Origin of the sequence: Arachidicoccus sp. BS20 (assembly GCF_001659705.1) — a bacterium.
Taxonomy (GTDB): Bacteria; Bacteroidota; Bacteroidia; order Chitinophagales; family Chitinophagaceae; genus Arachidicoccus.
The window spans coordinates 429,525-448,855 of sequence record NZ_CP015971.1 but is presented as its reverse complement, the minus strand read 5'-3'; the positions used below and the strand labels follow the sequence as shown (position 1 = coordinate 448,855).

Sequence of the window (19,331 nt, the reverse complement as noted above, 5' to 3'; positions counted from 1 at the left end):
AAGCATCAATAAACTTTACGTACTTTAATTGTTTCTTTCACATTCTTCAATAGCTGAAATGCTTTGTCCGACAGCATTTTGTCAATATCAAGCACTACATAACCAATTGTGTCGTTAGTACTTAAATACTGACCGAGAATGTTGATATTATTTTTTGAAAGTTCGGCATTGATTGCGCTCAACACGCCGGGCTTATTGTTGTGAATATGCAAAATACGGTGTGCATTCGGATGCGGACGTAATGCCAATGCAGGCACAGTAAGCGAGCCGTCGGTAACGCCGTTTTCCAAATATTCAAACAATTTTTTGCTCACGTCTTCGCCAATGTTTGCCTGAGCTTCTTCGGTAGAGCCGCCGATATGCGGCGTTAATAAAACATTCGGCAAGCCTTGTAGTGGCGACGAAAAAGGATTGCCTATTTTTTCAGGCTCTACGGGAAATACATCAATTGCGGCACCGGAAAGATGCTCGCTCTTCAGGTATTTTACCAACGCATCAATATCCACGCAATGACCGCGCGCATAGTTGATGAGTATTGAGCCTTTTTTAAATTGCTTTAATAATTTTTCATCAACTAATTTTTCAGTCTCAGCAGTTTCCGGAACGTGCAGCGAAACGATGTCTGCCTTCGATACCAAATCTTTCAATGTCTTTACAGGAGCGGCATTGCCAAGCGGCAGTTTTGTTTGCACATCGTAAAACAATACTTTCATTCCGAAGGCTTCGGCAAGAATGCTCAGTTGTGTTCCTATATTTCCATAACCGATAATGCCGAGTGTTTTACCGCGCAACTCGTAGCTTCCGTGAGAATCTTTGAACCAAGTGCCTTCGTGCGCAGCTTTGTTTTTATCAAGGATTTTTCTGATTAACATGATAGACGAGCCGATAACTAATTCAGCAACGCTGCGCGTGTTGCTGTATGGCGCGTTAAATACGGTAATGCCCTTGTGACGTGCTTCTTCCAAATCCACCTGGTTGGTGCCGATGCAAAAGCAACCGATTGCCTGCAATTTTTGGGCAGATGCCAAAACCTTTGGCGTAATTTGTGTTTTGGAACGAATCCCAAGCAAGTGAACGTCTTTAATAGCTTTTACTAAATCGTCTTCTTTCAGTGCGCCGCTAAGTTTGGTTACATCGCTATAACCTGCGGCTTTAAAGCGCTCCACAGCTTTGTCGCTGATGTTCTCAAGGAAAAGAATTTTTATTTTGTCTTTTGGGTAGCTTGTTTGTTCTTTCATAATTTGCTTTGATGGTCGAGAAATTTGTTGGCGAATTTACTTAATAATATTTAACTTATAGTTCTACTTTTTTCACTTCGTACAAGCCGCTGAACAAGTACGCCTTTTTTGTCGAAACCTCTGTACAAAAATATCTTGTCCGCCGTTTTTCGCCACGCTGAAATATGCGCCCGTCGCGGGTTTTAAAAAAATCGTTTATCGAAAGTTGTTCAACGGTTGTAATGTGGGGTGGTTTATTGTCGTAATTGCGAAGCACGCGCATCAGGCTTTCTTCGGAACAGGTGCTTGCACCGGGATTGTGCAGCGATTTTTGCAGTGCGGAAGCAATATCGTCGGGGAAAATTTGCTTTTGCAGGAAAACGAAAAGTAATTGCCCATAAATCGTTTTCCATTCTCTTCCGTGTGGTTGAACAGAATGTTTGAATTGTTCATAAGTAAGCAAATGCGCCAGTTCGTGCAGCAGCGTGATAAGAAAAGAATATTTGTTTAGACTTCCATTAACGGATATGCGATGGTTTTGTCCGCGATGTGCATTTCTATAATCGCCCAAAACCGAATTTCGGTGCTGCGTTACGGTTAAGTGTACGCTGTATTTTTGCAGGTAAGCAACCACATCGTCAAAAGTATTGTCCGGCAAATATGCAGCCAACGCTTCAAGTGGATGACGAACTTTAGCCATTTTTCCCGATTATTATTTTTTATTCAGCTTAAATGCACCGCGCACTTCAAATACGGCGTAAATGACATATAAAAGCATTCCGATGATAATCGCCGGCACATTTCTGTTCTGCTTTGCCAGCAAAATATACGCCACCGCAGCTATAGCGAGCACAAAAAATTTAACCATCGTCATCAGCATAATACTGCGCACAAATACCTGCGGATTGGGATTTTGTACCGCTTTTGTATGGCGGTATGTTCCAAGCAGCGCCAATATAAACAGCAGGCAGTTGGCAACCACGACTACATTTATATCGACGTAAAAAGATGCGTGAATATAGCCGTCGCGGTATAGCAGGCAAATGACATTAATGATTAAAAACACGACAAGTAATGCAGTATAATTTTTATTAAGCTTCAGCTTTTTCATCCGTATATTTTATTATTATTTGTGTTGCAAACATAAGAAGATGAACCGATTTACTTTTCTTTCTTTGAAAATTCTCTTACGATTTTTACCAACATAAATACAAGCACTACCAACGGTAAAACCCATGTACATAAAGGAATCTTGGTTGTTATTTTTTTATCTATCCAACTGCCGAACCACAGTGCAAGTCCTACGCCTGCCGCCAATTGTATGCCATAGCTGAGATAAGTGAGGTATGAATTGTTGTCGTTTCTCATATAAAGAATGCCGTAATGTTGCGATAAAATTTCTATAAAACTACTGCAATATAATTGTGAAACAATAATTTTGTCGGAATAGCTGATTTTAATGAAGAGAATAGTATTTTTAACCGTAATCGTATTTATATTTTATTGGATAATTCCTACCGGATGTGCAGTAATAGTACCGCCAACCGGAGGTCCCAAAGACAGCCTGCCTCCGGTATTTTTGGGTGCAACGCCAAAAGATTCTACCTTGAATTTCAACGCCAAAACCATTACGCTCAATTTCAACGAGTATGTAGATTTGGGAAATGTGTTTAATGAACTGATTATTTCTCCAACACCCAAATCTGTGCCTACCGTTACAGGACATTTGCGTACCGTAACCATTAAAATGAAGGACTCGCTTGAGCCTAATACGACGTACACATATAATTTCGGTAATGCGATTAAAGATGTAAACGAAGGCAATATATTGAAGAATTTTACTTACGTTTTCAGTACCGGCGACCACCTTGATGAGCAAAGCATTAGCGGCAGGGTTGTACTGGCACAAACGGGTGGTGTGGATTCTACCATGCTGGCGGTTTTGTACAGCGACCTTTCGGACACTGCCGTGCTGAAAAACCGTCCTAAATATTATGCGCGGCTCGATTCGCAGGGAAATTTTGTATTCCGGTTTTTACCAAAACAAAAGTTTCATCTTTTTGTAGTAGCCAATTCTTACATGAAAAATTATGCAGATTCCACTACGCAATTCGCCTTTCTCGACAGCATTGTGGATACGGAGCATGATACCGCATACCGACATTTGAAATTATATGCTTTTCAGGCTTATCCAAAAGCCGAGAAAAAAACACGAACCACACGTTCTCAAAAACAAATAGAAAAGGAAAAAGAAAAAGAAGCAAAGATACCATTGTCGGTTACTACCGATATTTCGCAAGGGAAACAAAGCTTGCTGAAAAACCTGTTAATAAGCTATAACAAGCCGCTCCAATTTTTTGATTCAACAAAAATTCTGCTGACAGATACGAATTATGTTCCACAAAAAAATTATACCATTTTCGCTGATAGTTCTGACACAACGCACACTAAATTTTACTTAAAAACAAATTGGAAAGAAGAAGGATTTTACAAGTTAATCGTATTGTCCGAAGCCGCTAAAGACAGCTTCGGTTTATCTTTGAAAAAAGCCGATACGATTGCGTTTCAGACAAAAAGTATGGATGATTATGCGTCGGTGGAGCTTGATTTTAAAGATATAGATGTGTCGCTGAATCCTGTGTTGCAGATTTTTTCTTCCGGCAAATTACTGGATTCCATTAAAATTAATGAATCCAAACGAGTATTGATACCGAGATATGAACCGGGAAAATATACATTCAGAATTTTGTACGATAAGAACGGCGATATGAAATGGACACCGGGAAACTATAAAAAACGCTTACAACCTGAAATTGTAGTAGCTATCAAAAAAGAATTTGAATTTGTTACAGGACCGGTAAACCAATGGGATATTTATCTGAAATCCAATGACTCTCAGAAGCCATATATACCGATAAATTTATAGCATGCAGTTATCATCAATATTGTTGGAAAATGCGGTAAACGAGTTTGCAAAGCTGCCCGGTATCGGGAAAAAAACAGCGTTGCGCTTGGTGCTGCATTTGTTGAAGCAGGAAGAAAATGAGGTAGCACATTTTAGTGAGACCATAGCGCAGATGCGTTTAGGCATACGATTTTGCAAAAGATGTTTCAATATCAGTGATACAGACATTTGTTCCATTTGCAGCAATTCTATGCGCAACAATCATGTAATATGCGTGGTAGAAAACATACGAGACGTGATAGCTATTGAAAGCACGCAACAGTTTAGCGGAACATATCATGTTTTAGGCGGAGTGATTTCTCCATTGGATGGAATTGGTCCCGATAATTTAACGATAGATGCACTTGTTCAACGTGTGGAAAGAGAGGCAACGGAAGAGCTGATTTTTGCACTGAATCCAAATATTCAGGGCGACACAACCATTTTTTATATCCAGAAGAAAATAAAACAATTCCCTTGTAAAATTACCACCATAGCACGCGGTATTGCTTTTGGCGGGGAGTTGGAGTTTGCCGATGAACTGACACTCGGCAGAAGCCTTGCCAACCGATTACCGGTGGAAAATTATGTAAAATAAAAAAGCCGCTTTTGATGAAAGCGGCAGGAGTGTGGTCTCGACAGAAAGGTAATCTACAATATCATAAAGTTTTAAAGATAAATTGAAGAGAATATCCGAGAAACAAATCAAACTACAATTGTAAATATGCTTAAAAAACAGACAGCTTCGAATTAGAAAATTTTAACAATTAAAACTATAAAAGATGAAAAATGTGCGATTCAGCATTTTCATGATTTTGGACACAATCTCTAATTGAGAAAAAGTGCTATTACAATTTAATTGTGAGTGTCAGCAATATAGCAATCATTTCATAGCCGTAATGTGTTTTTAAAATCCGTATTGCTTTGCGCATATGTTGTTCAACCGTGTTTACAGAAATCCCCAGCTTTTCAGCAATTTCTTTATTGGATAATTGTTCTTCTCTTCTTAAAACAAAAACTTCACGGCACTGTGGCGGAAGCGCCTGGATATGTTTATCCAGCTCCTCTTTCATTTCTTTGGAAACAATATCATTCCACGTATGTTCTGAGGAAATAGCAAGCCCATTCCTGATAATTACCGTATGTTTATTATGCAAAAGTTCTGTTCGCCAAAAATCATATATCCTGTTACGCAACGCTACAAAAAGATAGCGTTTTACATTTTTAATTTCACTTTTATTTAGAAACAACTTTAGAAAAATATCCTGTACTATATCTTCCGCTGCTGCTGCATCATTTATTTTACTATATGCGTGGTTGACCATCTTGGCATAATAATATCTATACAAGTTGCCGAAAGCCTCATCTCTATTATAGTTGAAAGCTTCTTCTTTCTCTGACCAATTATTATTGTCGAAATGATTTCTGATAGGGAAATGGTTTAATGAAAATTTTCCCGACGAAATTATAATTATTCTGTTTTATAAAAAAATTATCATTTGAATAACGGTAATTTCACATTTAAACGTCCTTTATAATAGCAAATACTTTTTAATGGAAAACGACAGGCTAATAGAACTATTGGAAAAACATCATCAAGGAGTGCTTACCCGAGTCGAATCGGATGAGTTAGCCCGCTTGTATGGAGAGGCAGGACATGATAACGGACAACTATTAAATGAAGATGATGAGGATGTTCAAAAATATATTGAAACGAGGTATATAACACTTCTTGCTATAGCGAGGAAAAAGAAGTTCTTTAAAATCTGGAAAGTAACGACGACAGCAGCAGCTGTATTTATTATTGCGTTTCTTGCAGGAAAAGTTTTTTATCATGCTAACAAAAATGTAACTGCGCAAAATAAGATAGTATCCGGGCATAATGGTGCAGTATTAACTCTGGCAGATGGCAGTAAAGTGATATTGGACAGTATGGGTAATGGTATGGTTATGCAGCAGCAAAATGTTCAGGTAATCAACACCAATGGAACGCTTACTTATCATACCAAATCAGCAACGGCAAAACAGGTTGTTTATAACACACTTAGTACACCAAGAGCGAGGCAATATAAAATTGTGCTGCCAGACGGTACAAAAGTGTGGTTGAATGCGGAAAGTACTATTCGTTACCCAACCGCATTTACTGGCAATGATAGAGAGGTAGAACTTACCGGCGAGGCATACTTTGAGGTGGTGCATAATGCTGCTCAACCATTTAAAGTAAAAGTCGGTAATAATATGGTCGAAGATGTGGGTACCATCTTTGACATTAATGCTTATGCTGACGAACCGGCAATAAAGACAACATTGATAGAGGGGGCAGCAAAAATGAATAATAAATTGCTGCGTCCCGGCGAGCAAGCCGTCGCTAACAAGAGTGGACATATACAGGTAAACCACGTAGATGCGGAACAAGTAATAGCATGGCAAAAAGGAATGTTTGCGTTTGATAATACCGGTCTTGATGCTATTATGCGACAGATTAGCAGGTGGTATGATGTAGATGTTAGCTACGAGAACGGACTTACTAAGGAAGGCTTTTATGGTACTATATCCCGTTATAGTAGTATTCAAGATATATTAAATATGTTAGAGCTTACAGGATTGGTACATTTTAAAATAATGGGAAATGAGATTATAGTGCAAAACTAAGAATATATATAGCTATTCTGTAATTATTCATATTGTATAAATAGGGTATTTAAGGAAGTATCCATAAGGATTTCAATGTGTTCATTAACAATTATGAATGCACATGGAGGAGTATTATTCTGTACTTATTAAGTGATTAAAATTATTTAAACAATGACCAGAAAAAAACATACAGGACTTGTTATTCTGCTTGTGATGTCCTTTTTTTCGTTGAGAGCACAACAAGTCAGCATTGAAGCCGATAAGCTTCCGGTTAGAGACATATTTGAGAAGGTGCATGAAACCTATCATATCAATTTCTTATATACAGAGGGTATGCTTGAGAGGGCAAAGCCGGTTACGATATATGCCAAAAATATTTCCTTAAAGCAATTTATGATGACTGTTTCAAAAGAACAGCCTTTTGACTATACTATTAAGGATAGTACTATTATAATACGTTATAGACAGATTAATCAGTCTCCATCGAAAGCAACCATAAATATAAATATGTATTCTCAGGCTAACCTGATAATAGATGGAAGAATAACAAGCATGGATGGCAATCCTATCCAGCGTGCGACTGTCGTGGTCAAAGGAGAGGAGACGAAGGGTACAATAACAGATGCCAAAGGTTTTTTTTACCTTAATGGAGTTCGACCCGGCTCTATGCTTCTTATATCCTATTTGGGTTATACACCAAGGCTTGTGAGAGCTGCTTCTGAGCATTTGGGAACCATCATCCTAACCGAACAAACGAAGACTTTAGACTCTTTGGTCATTACCAATGGCTATCAGGATATCGATCCCAGAAGATTAACCAGCGCTATTACTACTGTAAAAGCCAAAGATATTCTTGTGCCCGGTATGTTTACTATAGACCAAGCGCTGGAAGGAAGAATACCCGGATTGTTCGTGTTGAATAATTCCGGAGAAGTAGGGGCTGCGCCCAAAGTTCGTATCAGAGGAACTTCTACTATTCTCGGCAATCAGGAACCTGTGTGGGTGGTAGATGGTGTGGTGGTAAATGACCCCGTAAATATAGACCCTTCTACTATGAATGATTTGGATTTTGTCAATAGGCTTGGAAATGCTATTTCAGGACTAAATCCTTATGACATCGAACAGATAGACGTGCTCAAGGACGCTTCTGCAACAGCACTCTACGGTGTTAAAGCTGCGAACGGCGTTATTGTTATTACGACAAAAAAGGGGCATAGCGGACCGATGAATGTACACTTTACTTCATCAGGTACGTATAGTCGCAGACCCCGATATACAGATAATGATGTCAATATGATGAATTCCAAACAGCGCATCGCATATTCAAAAGAACTAATCGATAAAAAACTCGAATATCCTGATATCATTAATTATGTCGGCTATGAAGGGGCAATTTATGATTTATATAGCGGAGCAATAGACTATGATGCTTTTTCCAAAGAAGTAGAAAGATTGGAGACTGTTAATACCGATTGGTTTAATCTTATTACAAGAGACGCTTTATCGACACAAAATACTATCAGTTTATCCGGAGGAAACAACCAGACAAGTTATATGGGGTCTTTCGGCTATTCCAACCAAACAGGTACCATCAAAATGGATAGAGTGTCCAGTTACACAGCTTTTCTGAAAATTGATTCCAAACTCTCCCAAAAACTGGACTGGGAGGTTAATTTCAGAGGCAATGTAGATAAACGCAATTATGTAGCCAATGATGTTGATGCGCTTAATTATGCTTATAATACAAGCAGAGCCATTCCTGCATATAATGAAGATGGAAGCTTGTATTATTATCGGAAATACGGTTCTTATAACTACTATAATTTCAATATACTGAATGAGATAAAAAATTCCAGAGATATTACCAATAGTTCCGGCTTTACACTTACCAATACGCTCAATTATAAGATTAGCAGGTCTTTTAAAGGATTATTTCTTTTCTCTTACACGTTGAATAATACTGACGAAGAGGTATCACATAACGAGAATACATTTTATGCCGCGAATCTGCGTCAAAGCGATTATGGTGTGACACCCCCGGCTACACTGACCACGCTTCCTTTTGGCGGAGAACTTAATTCCAATATACAACGTAACTATTCTTATCTGGCAAGAGCTCAGTTTGATTATACCAATAATTTTGGTAGTGGTTATAAGCACGTATGGACAACCACTTTCGGTTCGGAAATATCTTCTAACAAAATCAACGGGCAAAGTATGGTGCAACGCGGTTATCTGCCCGACAGAGGAAAAACATTTGCTGCCATTGACCCGACTGTCTATCCGGCATACGCAGCATGGGAACTGGAACAAAACCTTAATCAAATATCAGATAAATTAGACAACTTATTATCGGGATATGTATCTACCAGCTATACTTACAATCGTAAATACACCATCAATGCTAATACCAGAACCGACTTTTCAAATAAGTTTGGCAGCCGCAGCAACGAGAAATTTCTACCCACGTGGTCTGTATCCGGCAGGTGGGATATAGGACAGGATTTATTTCAGCATTCAAAAGCTGTTAATATGCTGGCCTTTCGTGGGTCTTACGGATTTCAGGGAAATATGCTCGATAATGAAACGCCTGAATTAATTATACAACAAGGCTCAATCGACCCTATAATGGGAGAGTATTATTCGCATATCAAATATTATCCTAACCCTAATCTTAAGTGGGAAAAAACAGGACAATTTAACGGAGCTCTCGACTTTTCTCTCTTTGGAAATAAAATCAATGGTTCATTTACCTATTACTATAAAAAAACCACAAATGCCTTTGTTAATAAAACTGTGAGCGATATAAACGGCTTGGAAAACTATGTGGTAAATTCAGGTACCATCACAAATCAGGGAGTAGAAATTGAACTTAGTTTTACTCCTGTTAACTCAGCTCTTAGCGGCGGAAAAAAATTGGTATGGCGTATAGACCCGCAAATTGGGCAAGCAATTAATTCCTTACTTAGTAAAAAAAGTAAGAATACTGCTTCTGAAAACAACAATACGTATCAAAATTATCTGGATGGAACAGAAATTGTTGACCGGCAATCCATTAACTCTTTCTATTCCTATCAGTTTAACGGACTCAGCCACGATAAAGGAATCCCTACCTTCAAGAACGATGATTCGTCCGAAGCTTCATTACTTGCAACGAAAGACGTAGATGGAGTTTATCAATACGTGATGCGCCCGTCCGGAAACAGAGTTCCAACTATACAGGGTGGCTTATCCAATTACCTTCAGTATAAAAGTTTTTCGCTGAGCATCAACCTAAGTTATAGTTTCGGCTCTAAGGTACGCTTGTTCAAGCTGTATGAAAATCAGGGAGGAACATCTAGGAGTTATAGCACAGGCGTTCCTTTGCCGGAACAAAATCTCAACACCATCTTTTTGCAGCGCTGGGAAAAACCTGGCGATGAGACGACTACGAATGTTCCGGCAGTTTTAAACAGAACAGATTATGATGCAACAATCACACATTGGTCAACCGGACAGCCCTATAATTATGCACTCAATGTATGGCAGATGTATGACAATTCAGATATACGTGTAGCAAGTGGCAATTTTGTAAAAATTAAAAGCTTTTCGCTGTTCTACAAAATGCCGGATGCATTTTGTAAGCGGGCAGGTATGAAAGACTTGAGTCTTTCTTTCTCGGGAACTAATATTTATACATTTGCCAGCGACAAATTACATGGTCAGGACCCAGAGCAAAACGGTTTCTCAGGAACAATTCAGCTATCTCCACGCCCAACATTTTCTTTTGGTATAGACGCAACATTTTAAAAAGATATAAATATGAAAAATAAACAATTTCTCGTGCTGTCCGTATTTATGCTTTTACTTGGCGGATGCAAGAAGTTTTTATCCGAAAGTTCACAGGATTTGGAATATGCCCGAAATGCGGCTCAGCTTGATGAACTGTTGGTGGGCGATGGCTACGAATCAAAAAGCAATAATTATTCGCAATGGAGCGCCATGTCTTATCCTTACAGTAATGACGTTTATTTTCCATGGCTGAATATGATGGATGATGACATCACAGAGTTTGTTTCAAACGCTTATATACAGGATGGAAGAAAAGACTTCTTTGGTTTTTATACCTGGCAGGCAAATCCTTTTGTAGGACCTGATTATGCACAAAAAGATGACTATACATGGAAACAGATATATAAACATATTAATGCAGTTAATATCATTGCCCAGAAAGCCTTAGACCTTCATGATGACCCGGAGTCATTAAAACGCATCCGTGGGGAAGCTCTTTTTCTACGAGCCGGATTTTATTTCCAGATGGTAAACTCTTATGCCAAAGCATATAATAAAAGTACAGCATCCACAGATCCGGGAGTACCGTTGAAAACCACAGAATATGTAGAGGATAAATTCTTTTCCCGCTCTACGGTTGATAGTGTTTACCAACAAATTGTAGCTGACCTCAAGGAAGCTCGTTCAGATTTGCAAGGAGTAAAGCAATCTACCATTTACCGGGCAGATGCAACGGCCGCTTCATTATTGTTAAGTCGTGTCTATCTTTTTATGCAGGATTGGACAGATGCTGTATCTGCTGCCGATGAGGTCATTCAGTCTAAAGGAACTCTCTATGATATAGCGGGCTACAAACCACAGACCAGTTTCCTTTCTGCATCATCTCCGGAGGCAATATTTACGCAGGGAGATAATACGATTAACATCGCCATGTTGGATAATAGTCCCGAGGCATTCCAGCCCAGCAGTGAGCTGTTGGCTTTATACGATACTTCCGATTTACGGCTGAATACTTTTTTTACTATTGACAATGCGGGTAAGCGCCGTTATGCCAAAGTATTTTATTCTTCTTCCTATGGTATCACGCCTGATGGTATTTATTCCGATAATTTCTTTCTAAGAAGCAGCGAAGCATATCTGAATAAGGCAGAAGCATTAGCAATGCTTGGTAGTGACCAACAAGCTTGTGATGCTATCAATATTCTACGCAAAGCCAGGATCAAACGGGAAGATTATAAACCGGTACAATTTACAGGGCAGGAGCTAAGTAATTTCATCATGGATGAAAGAAGAAGAGAGCTTTGTTTTGAAGGCTTTCGTTGGTTCGACCTGAAACGTTATGCAGTAAGGGAAAAATATCCCTTTACCATAACAATCAGGCATCCTTATTCAACTGTGAGCTATACCAGCCCACCTTCGCTTGAGGCAACGCAGGTGCTTTCTCCCGGCGACCCAGCCTACTTGATACCGATTCCGGATTATGCTATTGTATTTAACGATGGGGCATTGGAACAAAACAATCCTGCCAGACCGAACAGGCAATTTTAATTTACAAACCGTCAGAAATTATAACAAGAAAATTATGTTGTTTTCATGTAAGCCACACAATCAATAAAAATAATTAAGTATGAAAAACGGATTTAAATTTCTCATTATTTTGGCTTTACCATGCTTACTTTTTATTGTATCATGCAAAAAAGAAGCCGCACTCACACCTTTTGATGTAGGTAGTGACCCTTTCATTCGTAAAGACAATCCTGCCAGCGCAGTGGACCACGCCATTTATCAATTTTATGAGCAGACACACCTGCCGGTGCTTTATTCGGATACTGTTAGTCGTAATCCTCTTTTTACTATTGACTTAAACTACCATCTCTCAGGTTTTAATTCAACGCTTATTGTGGATTACTTACGTAATGATGCAGATATTCTTACCGGATTACAATTTGTGCAATCACAGTTTCTGCCACTTTTAAGTGATAGCTTAAAACCTTATTCTGTGTTATTAATAGACTCGTTGATAAGCCCCATGTATGGCTATTATGACACAACATATACATTTTTGCCGGCCTATGCAGGGCTTAACACTTTTGCAATCGCAAATGTCCCACACATAGCCCAAATGACCCCGGATTCCTTAAAGCGTTACAAAGCAGCCGTGTTCTCTGCATTACTGCTTGCACCGCTTAACAAAAACGGGATATTGGAAAAATTTTATAGTGTTTCAGCCGATTATTATGGCAAGTATGTTTATGGAGATGTAGCGTCTGCTTATTATCTGCCTTATCTTCCAAAAGAAGAATATGGACTGATTCCTTACGGTAATGAGAGTACAACCTATTATTCAATAGGTTCACAAAGTGATGACCTTTCACAATATTTAAATACAATATTGTCCGGTTCCGAGGCATCTTTTACGCAAAGATTTGGCGCTTATCCATTAGTCATGCAAAAATATAATTACCTGATAACGGCGCTATCTGCTGTTGGATTTAAAATAGACAAACTGTAATGTCGAATATCTGTACTTATTATTAAAACTATATAACTTATTTATTTATGCATACACCAATTGTATCAATTAAACATCTGTCGCACCGTTACAACGGAGGAAATTGGGCTATCCGCGATATAAACATAGAGATAGATAAAACCGGCATTGTGGGATTGCTGGGCTCAAATGGGGCTGGCAAATCTACTACTATGAATATCCTTTGTGGGGTAATCAACCAAACAGAAGGTAGTGTAGAAATAGGAGGCATCAATATGCGAGAGCACCCGGAAGAAGCGAAAAAGCAGATAGGTTTTTTGCCGCAAAATCCGCCTTTATATACCGACCTTACAGTTGATGAATATTTGGAATTTGCAGCATATATGCGTTCTATCCCGGAAGAACGTATCAAAAATGCAATGGACGAGGCAAAAGAGCGGTGCGGCATTGCACACTTTCGTAAGCGATTGATTCGCAATCTTTCCGGTGGATATCGCCAGCGAGTGGGTATTGCACAGGCAATCATTCATAAACCACAGCTTGTAGTGTTAGATGAGCCAACCAATGGTCTTGACCCCAACCAGATTATAGAAGTAAGAGCATTAATTAAAGAAATAGCACAGGAACACTCCGTGATATTTTCGACACATATATTATCCGAAGTACAGGTATTATGTCAGGATATTAAAATGATTGAACAGGGAAAAATTGTGTTTTCGGACACGATGGATGCATTTAACAATTATGTAACACCTCATAGCATGATACTAGTGCTGGGTAATCCTCCGGATGAGCATTCACTATTGGCACTTCCTGATATCGCAAAGGTTGAATTTCTGACGGCTCGGCGTATTCGTGTATATTTTAACGGAAGCATCGCTGCTTCAAATCAAATTATAGAACACGCAGTACTAAATAAATGGCAGGTGCAGGAAGCCTATGCAGAGAAAAGTTCTTTAGATGAAGTATTTGCAGAGCTGTCCGGAAAAGCAAAGAAATAAATTAAGTAAATAATTGACAATAATCGAATCAATATCATAACAATAAAATGAAAAAAACATTAAAGATAGCGAAACTCGAACTGAGCAACCTTTTTTATTCTCCCATTGCATGGCTACTTTTTCTTGTATTTATCATACAGGCAAGTATGAGTTTTACCGACATGCTGGAAGGGTTAGTTCGTTCCAAAGACTACTCAGGGGCTTCCACAACTTTTTTCTTCTTGACAAAGAGTATGTTTTGCAGAAATGGTACCCTCTTTCCTTCTCTTTTAGGCAGACTCTATTTGTATATACCATTACTGACAATGGGATTAATCAGCCGGGAAATCAATAGCGGTACCATAAGCCTTTTGTATTCCTCTCCGGTAAAAATCAGGGAGATTGTTGCAGGAAAATTTCTTGCAATGGTAGTTTATAATCTTTGCCTGATATTCATCTTAACATTATTTGTGTTTACAGCAAGCTTCGCTATACATCGTTTCGATTATGGTCTTGTATTTTCCGCGCTATTGGGCATTTTTCTTTTACTCTGTACTTATTCTGCTATCGGGCTTTTCATGTCGTCGCTTACCAGCTATCAGATTGTGGCGGCATTGAGTACTTTTGTGGTTTTCGCTTTTCTTGCTTATGTTGGTGGTCTATGGCAGGGAGTTGATTTTGTGCGCGACCTTACGTATTTTTTGTCAATCTCCGGCAGAACGGAAAAAATGATTGCAGGACTCATTACCACAAAAGATATTGCTTATTTTATAGTGATTATTGCAATGTTTCTTGTATTTAGTGTTTTAAAACTGAAAGCAGGCAGGGAAGCAAAGCCGTGGTTTGTCAGGGCAGCTCGTTACCTGTTGTGTATAATATGTGCTTTGTTTTTAGGATACATTACATCCAGACCCGGATATATCGGATACTATGATGCTACATTGACAAAGACCAACACCCTAACAAAAAATGCACAAAAAATCATTGAAGGACTTGACAGCCCATTAGAAATTACATCTTATATCAACTTATTGGACAGACATTATGGGCTTGGTTCTCCTGAAATGCGTAACGCAGATTTAAACAGATGGGAACCTTATATACGTTTCAAAAAAGATATTAATTTGAAATATGTTTATTATTACGACAGTATTCCACAGCCAAGCTTTTATATGTATGGAGGTAACAAAGGTCTGAACATAAAACAAATTTCTGAGCGAATGGCTAAAATCTTTAAGATAAACCTCAAAAGATTTTTGACGCCTGACCAAATACACAAAATTATCAATCTTCGACCTGAAGGTAATCCCTATATTATGCAGCTCAAGTATAAAGGAAAAACGACTTTTTTACGCCTGTATAACGATGCAGAAACATTTCCATCAGAAACGGAAGTATCTGCTGCTATTAAACGTTTAACGGTCAAGCTTCCTGTTGTCGCTTTTCTTCAGGGAGATTACGAACGCAGTCCCGATAAAATTGGCGATAGGGATTATAGAACCCTTACCAGTGAAAAGACTTTCCGTTATGCACTTATTAATCAGGGTTTTGATGTCGAATCCATACAGGCAGATTCGTCACTTCGGGAAATACCATCAAATATTTCAGTTTTAGTTATTGCCGACCCTAGAAAAGCATTAGAACCGGCTGCTTCCGCCGTTCTTCAACAGTATATTGCAAACGGAGGAAATCTAATGGTTCTTGGCGAGCCAGGTAAACAGCAGATTGTCAATTCCTTATTACAGGCAACGGATGTACGATTGATGAATGGACAGCTCGTACAGAAAAGCCGGGACTTTGCTGCCAATTTGGTATTGCCTTATTTAACAAAAGCAAGTGGAGATATGTCCCAAACAATGCGTCTGCATTATCTGGATAGTCTTCGTATTTCTATGCCGGGAGCTGCTGCTCTTGCCTATAACAATGATAGTAGCAACTTTAAAGTTTCTCCGTTGTTGATAACAGATATTCTTGTGAGCTGGAATAAAATGGGAAATCTTGTATTAGACTCTGCTGCAGTAAGTTTCGATGGAAAGCAAGGCGACCAGAAAGGGGCATTTCCTACGGCGTTAGCATTAACAAGAACGATTCATGGTAAACTACAACGTATTATTGTTACCGGAGATGCTGACTTGATGAGTAATGCAGAATTAGGACGAGGAAATGTAGCAACTGGTAATTTTGATTTTAATACGGCTCTGTTTGGTTGGTTTACTGACGGTGAATTTCCAATAGATTCTTCACGCCCAAAACCGGAGGATATTCACTTTCTTTTAAATGATAAAGAGGTGGCAGTTTTAAATATCATTTTCTTATGGGTATTGCCGGGATTGGTGGTCATTTTCAGTACAATATTGTTGATTCGCAGGAAAAGGAAATAGAATCTGCATAAAGTGGAAATTGTTATTCACTAAAGTTTCATTATTAATAATTAAGAATAAGTGTTCATCACAGACGCACAGACATTAAACGATATAGGTATTTTTAGCAAAAGTAGCGGCATTTATGCATTGTATAGTCGAACGATAACTCGTGGTGGCGAGCGGGTTTTGGAAGAGATGCTCTGCTACCCTTTAAGTGATGTGGAGAAGATTAATCAGCGCACAGGTATTATTCAAAACTTTTCTTCCAAGGGAATTGAGTTTCCTTTTAACAGGGAATTCTTTGATGCTATAGAGCAATATCTTTCGGAGAGAGACGAACGTACACGACTCATAGCTCAGCAACGAAGCCTCAGTCAAAAATTGTCGGGGCTGATAGCCAAAGATGTTCAATTTAAAAATATAGTCAAAGGTATTAATACCCTTACAGAGTTGTTATTCCAATTGAAGCTCTTTGTACATAGCGAAGCTGCTGTTCACAATCAAGATTACGCAGAAGAAAGAGAGAGGATAAATACTTTGTTGTCCGAACCGGCTTTTGCTCCCATCTTGTCGGGGCACAGTAAAAAATTATCACAAGAGCAACTTGTTACTTATGACAGCATACTGCGCTTTCGCCATCACACGGAAGTGCGTGAGCTGTTGCAATTTGTCTATAATCTTGATGCCTATATTTCCATTGGGCAAACTGCACGCGAATGTGGTTTCTGCTTTGCAATAGCTGCCGATAATACCACCGACACCTCCGTTCTTCATTTAGAGTATGTATGGCATCCTATAGTAATGAATGCCATTGGCAACGATATTATCATTGATTCAGAGAAAAATGTCGTCTTTCTCACAGGAGCGAATATGGCGGGGAAGAGTACCTTTATGAAAAGCGTCAGCATTGCCGTTTATCTGGCTCATTGCGGTTTCCCGGTAGCGGCGAAAGCTATGCGATTTACGATAATGGACGGGATGTTTTCTACCATAAATCTGCCGGACAATTTAGGTATGGGTGCCAGTCATTTTTATGCAGAAGTGCTGCGTGTAAAAAAAATAGCACAGGAGCTTCATGCAGGTAAAAGATTATTCGTACTGTTCGATGAAATGTTCCGGGGAACCAATGTAAAAGATGCAGGAGAAGCGACCATCACTATTGTGGAAGGCTTTGCAAAAAAAACAAACAGCCTGTTTATTATCTCTACCCACATCATCGAAGCGGGAGATGTGCTTCGGCAAAAAACAGACAATATCCAATACTGTTTTTTGCCTACTACAATGCAAGGACACAAGCCTGTTTATACGTATAAGCTGGAACATGGCATTACAGCGGACAGACACGGCATGATTATCATCAGAAATGAAGGAATTTTAGAAATGTTGGAAAAGAATGTAGTGAACAAAAATATCCATTAAAAATGTCTTTTATTACAGATAAACAAACGACCGATGAATTGAACCTACTGGGACGCTACCAGCCTGATTCCATTTTTGGTTTATTCAACAATACTCACACACGCGGAGGGGAAAGACTATTAGAAAAATTACTAAAAAGTCCTCTGACAAATGCTACCCTGATAAATCAAAGAACTGCCATATTTCAATATTTTCAGAAAAAAAATTATTCCTTTTCATTGAACAGGGAGCAAATTGGAATTGTTGCCAATTGGTTAGATTCCGGAGGGAATAAAACCTACGCCGGCAGTCTGTTTTCTACCTTGAGGAAAAAAACTTTGTCTTCTTTAGTTCATGATGAACAATATGCAGCACAAATAGCAGGGTTATCGGCAGCAGCGCAGGTATTACAGCAACTCTTTATATTCTTGTCAGGTATAGTAATTATTGAGAATCATTTTTATGAAGAAAAAATAAAATCCATAAAGAAAATTCTTGCAGACAAAAACATAGAGAAACTTAGATCGCTTGCCACGCCTAAGAAACTCTCAGTCAAAGATGTGGCATTTTATGACCGATTGCTAAAATACACGATGATAAATGAGATAAATAAAATACTTGAATTTATTTATGAATTGGATGTAAATATTACTGTTAGCGATGTTGCAAGACAAAAACGTTTTGCTTATGCTGAAGCGAAATCTGATTTCGGTAACGAAATAAAAATTAAAGGATTGAAACATCCTGCATTGAACAACGCAGTAGGCAACGATTTATGTTTGGATGATAAACATAACCTTTTATTTCTGACAGGAGCCAACATGGCGGGTAAGTCCACATTGATAAAAAGTGTCGGAATTGCTTTATATATGGCGCATTGCGGTTTTCCCGTAGCAGTTGAAGAGATGGTATTCACGGCAAAGGACGGTTTGTTCAGCTCCATCAATGTACCGGACAATATTAGTCTTGGTTACAGTCATTTTTATGCGGAAGTATTGCGAGTAAAACGAGCTGCGGAATTGGTATCGCAAGGCAGACGAGTACTGGTAATGTTTGATGAATTATTTAAAGGAACAAATGTAAAAGATGCCTATGAAGGTACCTTAGAAGTAACAAAAGCTTTTTCTAAATATACCGATTGCCTGTTTATTATTTCCACACATATCATTGAGGTAGGAGAGGCATTGAAAAGCAGCGGTAATATTAAATTCGGATATATGCCCACCATTATGGAAAGCAACAAGCCTTGTTACTCTTACCTTTTAACCGAAGGTATTACGGAAGACAAGCAAGGAATGTTAATCATAAAAAATGAAGGAGTAGTGGAGTTATTAAATAAGAATATATACATTGATTCGATAAAGTAATAATTGAACTTGAAATCTTATTTAGAGCAGGTTTATTTCATTGTAAGATAAGGAAGCCATTATTAGAAAAATTTGATAATCAACGCTATTTGTGGTCTCGACAGGAATCGAACCTGTATCTGGAGCTTCGGAAACTCTTATACTATCCATTGTACTACGAGACCAA

15 protein-coding genes and 1 tRNA gene are annotated in these 19,331 nt (G+C 38.6%); 10 read left to right on the top strand and 6 right to left on the bottom strand.

Features of this window, described 5'->3' with window-relative positions; translation table 11 throughout:
* Positions 1 to 5 precede the first annotated feature (5 nt).
* The 4 genes from serA to A9P82_RS02080 are packed head-to-tail and all read right to left on the bottom strand — an operon-like array spanning position 6 to position 2,585.
* On the bottom strand, positions 6 to 1,238 hold the full coding sequence (serA, locus tag A9P82_RS02095) for a phosphoglycerate dehydrogenase (RefSeq protein ID WP_066203695.1): 1,233 nt from the start codon (positions 1,236 to 1,238) through the stop codon (positions 6 to 8).
* Between the two features lie 55 nt (positions 1,239 to 1,293).
* Entirely contained in the window at positions 1,294 to 1,917 is a 624-nt protein-coding gene (locus A9P82_RS02090; RefSeq protein ID WP_066203693.1) for a SprT-like domain-containing protein, read from the bottom strand.
* A 12-nt stretch (positions 1,918 to 1,929) separates the two neighbouring features.
* Positions 1,930 to 2,328 carry a hypothetical protein gene (locus tag A9P82_RS02085; RefSeq protein ID WP_066203691.1) on the bottom strand — a complete coding sequence of 133 codons (399 nt, stop codon included), beginning with the start codon at positions 2,326 to 2,328 and terminating at the stop codon, positions 1,930 to 1,932.
* Positions 2,329 to 2,378: 50 nt separating this feature from the next.
* Positions 2,379 to 2,585, bottom strand: coding sequence for an AtpZ/AtpI family protein (locus A9P82_RS02080; RefSeq protein ID WP_066203689.1), 207 nt, complete (start codon positions 2,583 to 2,585; stop codon positions 2,379 to 2,381).
* 91 nt (positions 2,586 to 2,676) lie between these two features.
* Between A9P82_RS02080 and A9P82_RS02075 the strand changes: the two genes are divergently transcribed.
* Entirely contained in the window at positions 2,677 to 4,143 is a 1,467-nt protein-coding gene (locus tag A9P82_RS02075; protein ID WP_066203687.1) for an Ig-like domain-containing protein, read from the top strand.
* Position 4,144: 1 nt separating this feature from the next.
* Entirely contained in the window at positions 4,145 to 4,759 is a 615-nt protein-coding gene (gene recR / locus A9P82_RS02070; RefSeq protein WP_066203683.1) for a recombination mediator RecR, read from the top strand.
* A 250-nt stretch (positions 4,760 to 5,009) separates the two neighbouring features.
* Here the strand turns inward: recR and A9P82_RS02065 are convergent, their stop codons facing one another.
* Positions 5,010 to 5,591 carry an RNA polymerase sigma-70 factor gene (locus A9P82_RS02065; protein ID WP_255364074.1) on the bottom strand — a complete coding sequence of 194 codons (582 nt, stop codon included), beginning with the start codon at positions 5,589 to 5,591 and terminating at the stop codon, positions 5,010 to 5,012.
* 172 nt (positions 5,592 to 5,763) lie between these two features.
* On the opposite strand from A9P82_RS02065, the gene A9P82_RS02060 reads away from it, so the two are divergent.
* From A9P82_RS02060 to A9P82_RS02025, 8 genes are all read left to right on the top strand, one after another.
* Positions 5,764 to 6,813 (top strand): FecR family protein, encoded by a 1,050-nt coding sequence (locus tag A9P82_RS02060; RefSeq protein ID WP_197492212.1) that lies wholly within the window; start codon positions 5,764 to 5,766, stop codon positions 6,811 to 6,813.
* Positions 6,814 to 6,966: 153 nt separating this feature from the next.
* A complete protein-coding gene (locus A9P82_RS02055; protein WP_066203674.1) occupies positions 6,967 to 10,584 on the top strand; it encodes a SusC/RagA family TonB-linked outer membrane protein in 3,618 nt (1,205 codons plus the stop codon).
* A 12-nt stretch (positions 10,585 to 10,596) separates the two neighbouring features.
* Positions 10,597 to 12,114, top strand: a complete 1,518-nt coding sequence (locus A9P82_RS02050) for a RagB/SusD family nutrient uptake outer membrane protein (protein WP_066203672.1) — start codon at positions 10,597 to 10,599, stop codon at positions 12,112 to 12,114.
* A 79-nt stretch (positions 12,115 to 12,193) separates the two neighbouring features.
* Complete coding sequence (locus tag A9P82_RS02045) at positions 12,194 to 13,078, top strand: hypothetical protein (RefSeq protein WP_066203670.1); 885 nt, start codon at positions 12,194 to 12,196, stop codon at positions 13,076 to 13,078.
* Between the two features lie 47 nt (positions 13,079 to 13,125).
* Entirely contained in the window at positions 13,126 to 14,058 is a 933-nt protein-coding gene (locus tag A9P82_RS02040) for an ABC transporter ATP-binding protein (RefSeq protein ID WP_066203665.1), read from the top strand.
* A 47-nt stretch (positions 14,059 to 14,105) separates the two neighbouring features.
* Complete coding sequence (locus tag A9P82_RS02035; protein WP_066203662.1) at positions 14,106 to 16,418, top strand: Gldg family protein; 2,313 nt, start codon at positions 14,106 to 14,108, stop codon at positions 16,416 to 16,418.
* A 60-nt stretch (positions 16,419 to 16,478) separates the two neighbouring features.
* Positions 16,479 to 17,819: a MutS-related protein gene (locus tag A9P82_RS02030; RefSeq protein WP_066203659.1), complete on the top strand. Its 1,341-nt coding sequence runs from the start codon at positions 16,479 to 16,481 to the stop codon at positions 17,817 to 17,819.
* A gap of 2 nt (positions 17,820 to 17,821) precedes the next feature.
* Positions 17,822 to 19,165, top strand: coding sequence for a MutS-related protein (locus A9P82_RS02025; RefSeq protein ID WP_066203656.1), 1,344 nt, complete (start codon positions 17,822 to 17,824; stop codon positions 19,163 to 19,165).
* Positions 19,166 to 19,257: 92 nt separating this feature from the next.
* Here the strand turns inward: A9P82_RS02025 and A9P82_RS02020 are convergent.
* Positions 19,258 to 19,329, bottom strand: a tRNA-Arg gene (locus tag A9P82_RS02020).
* Positions 19,330 to 19,331: the final 2 nt, after the last annotated feature.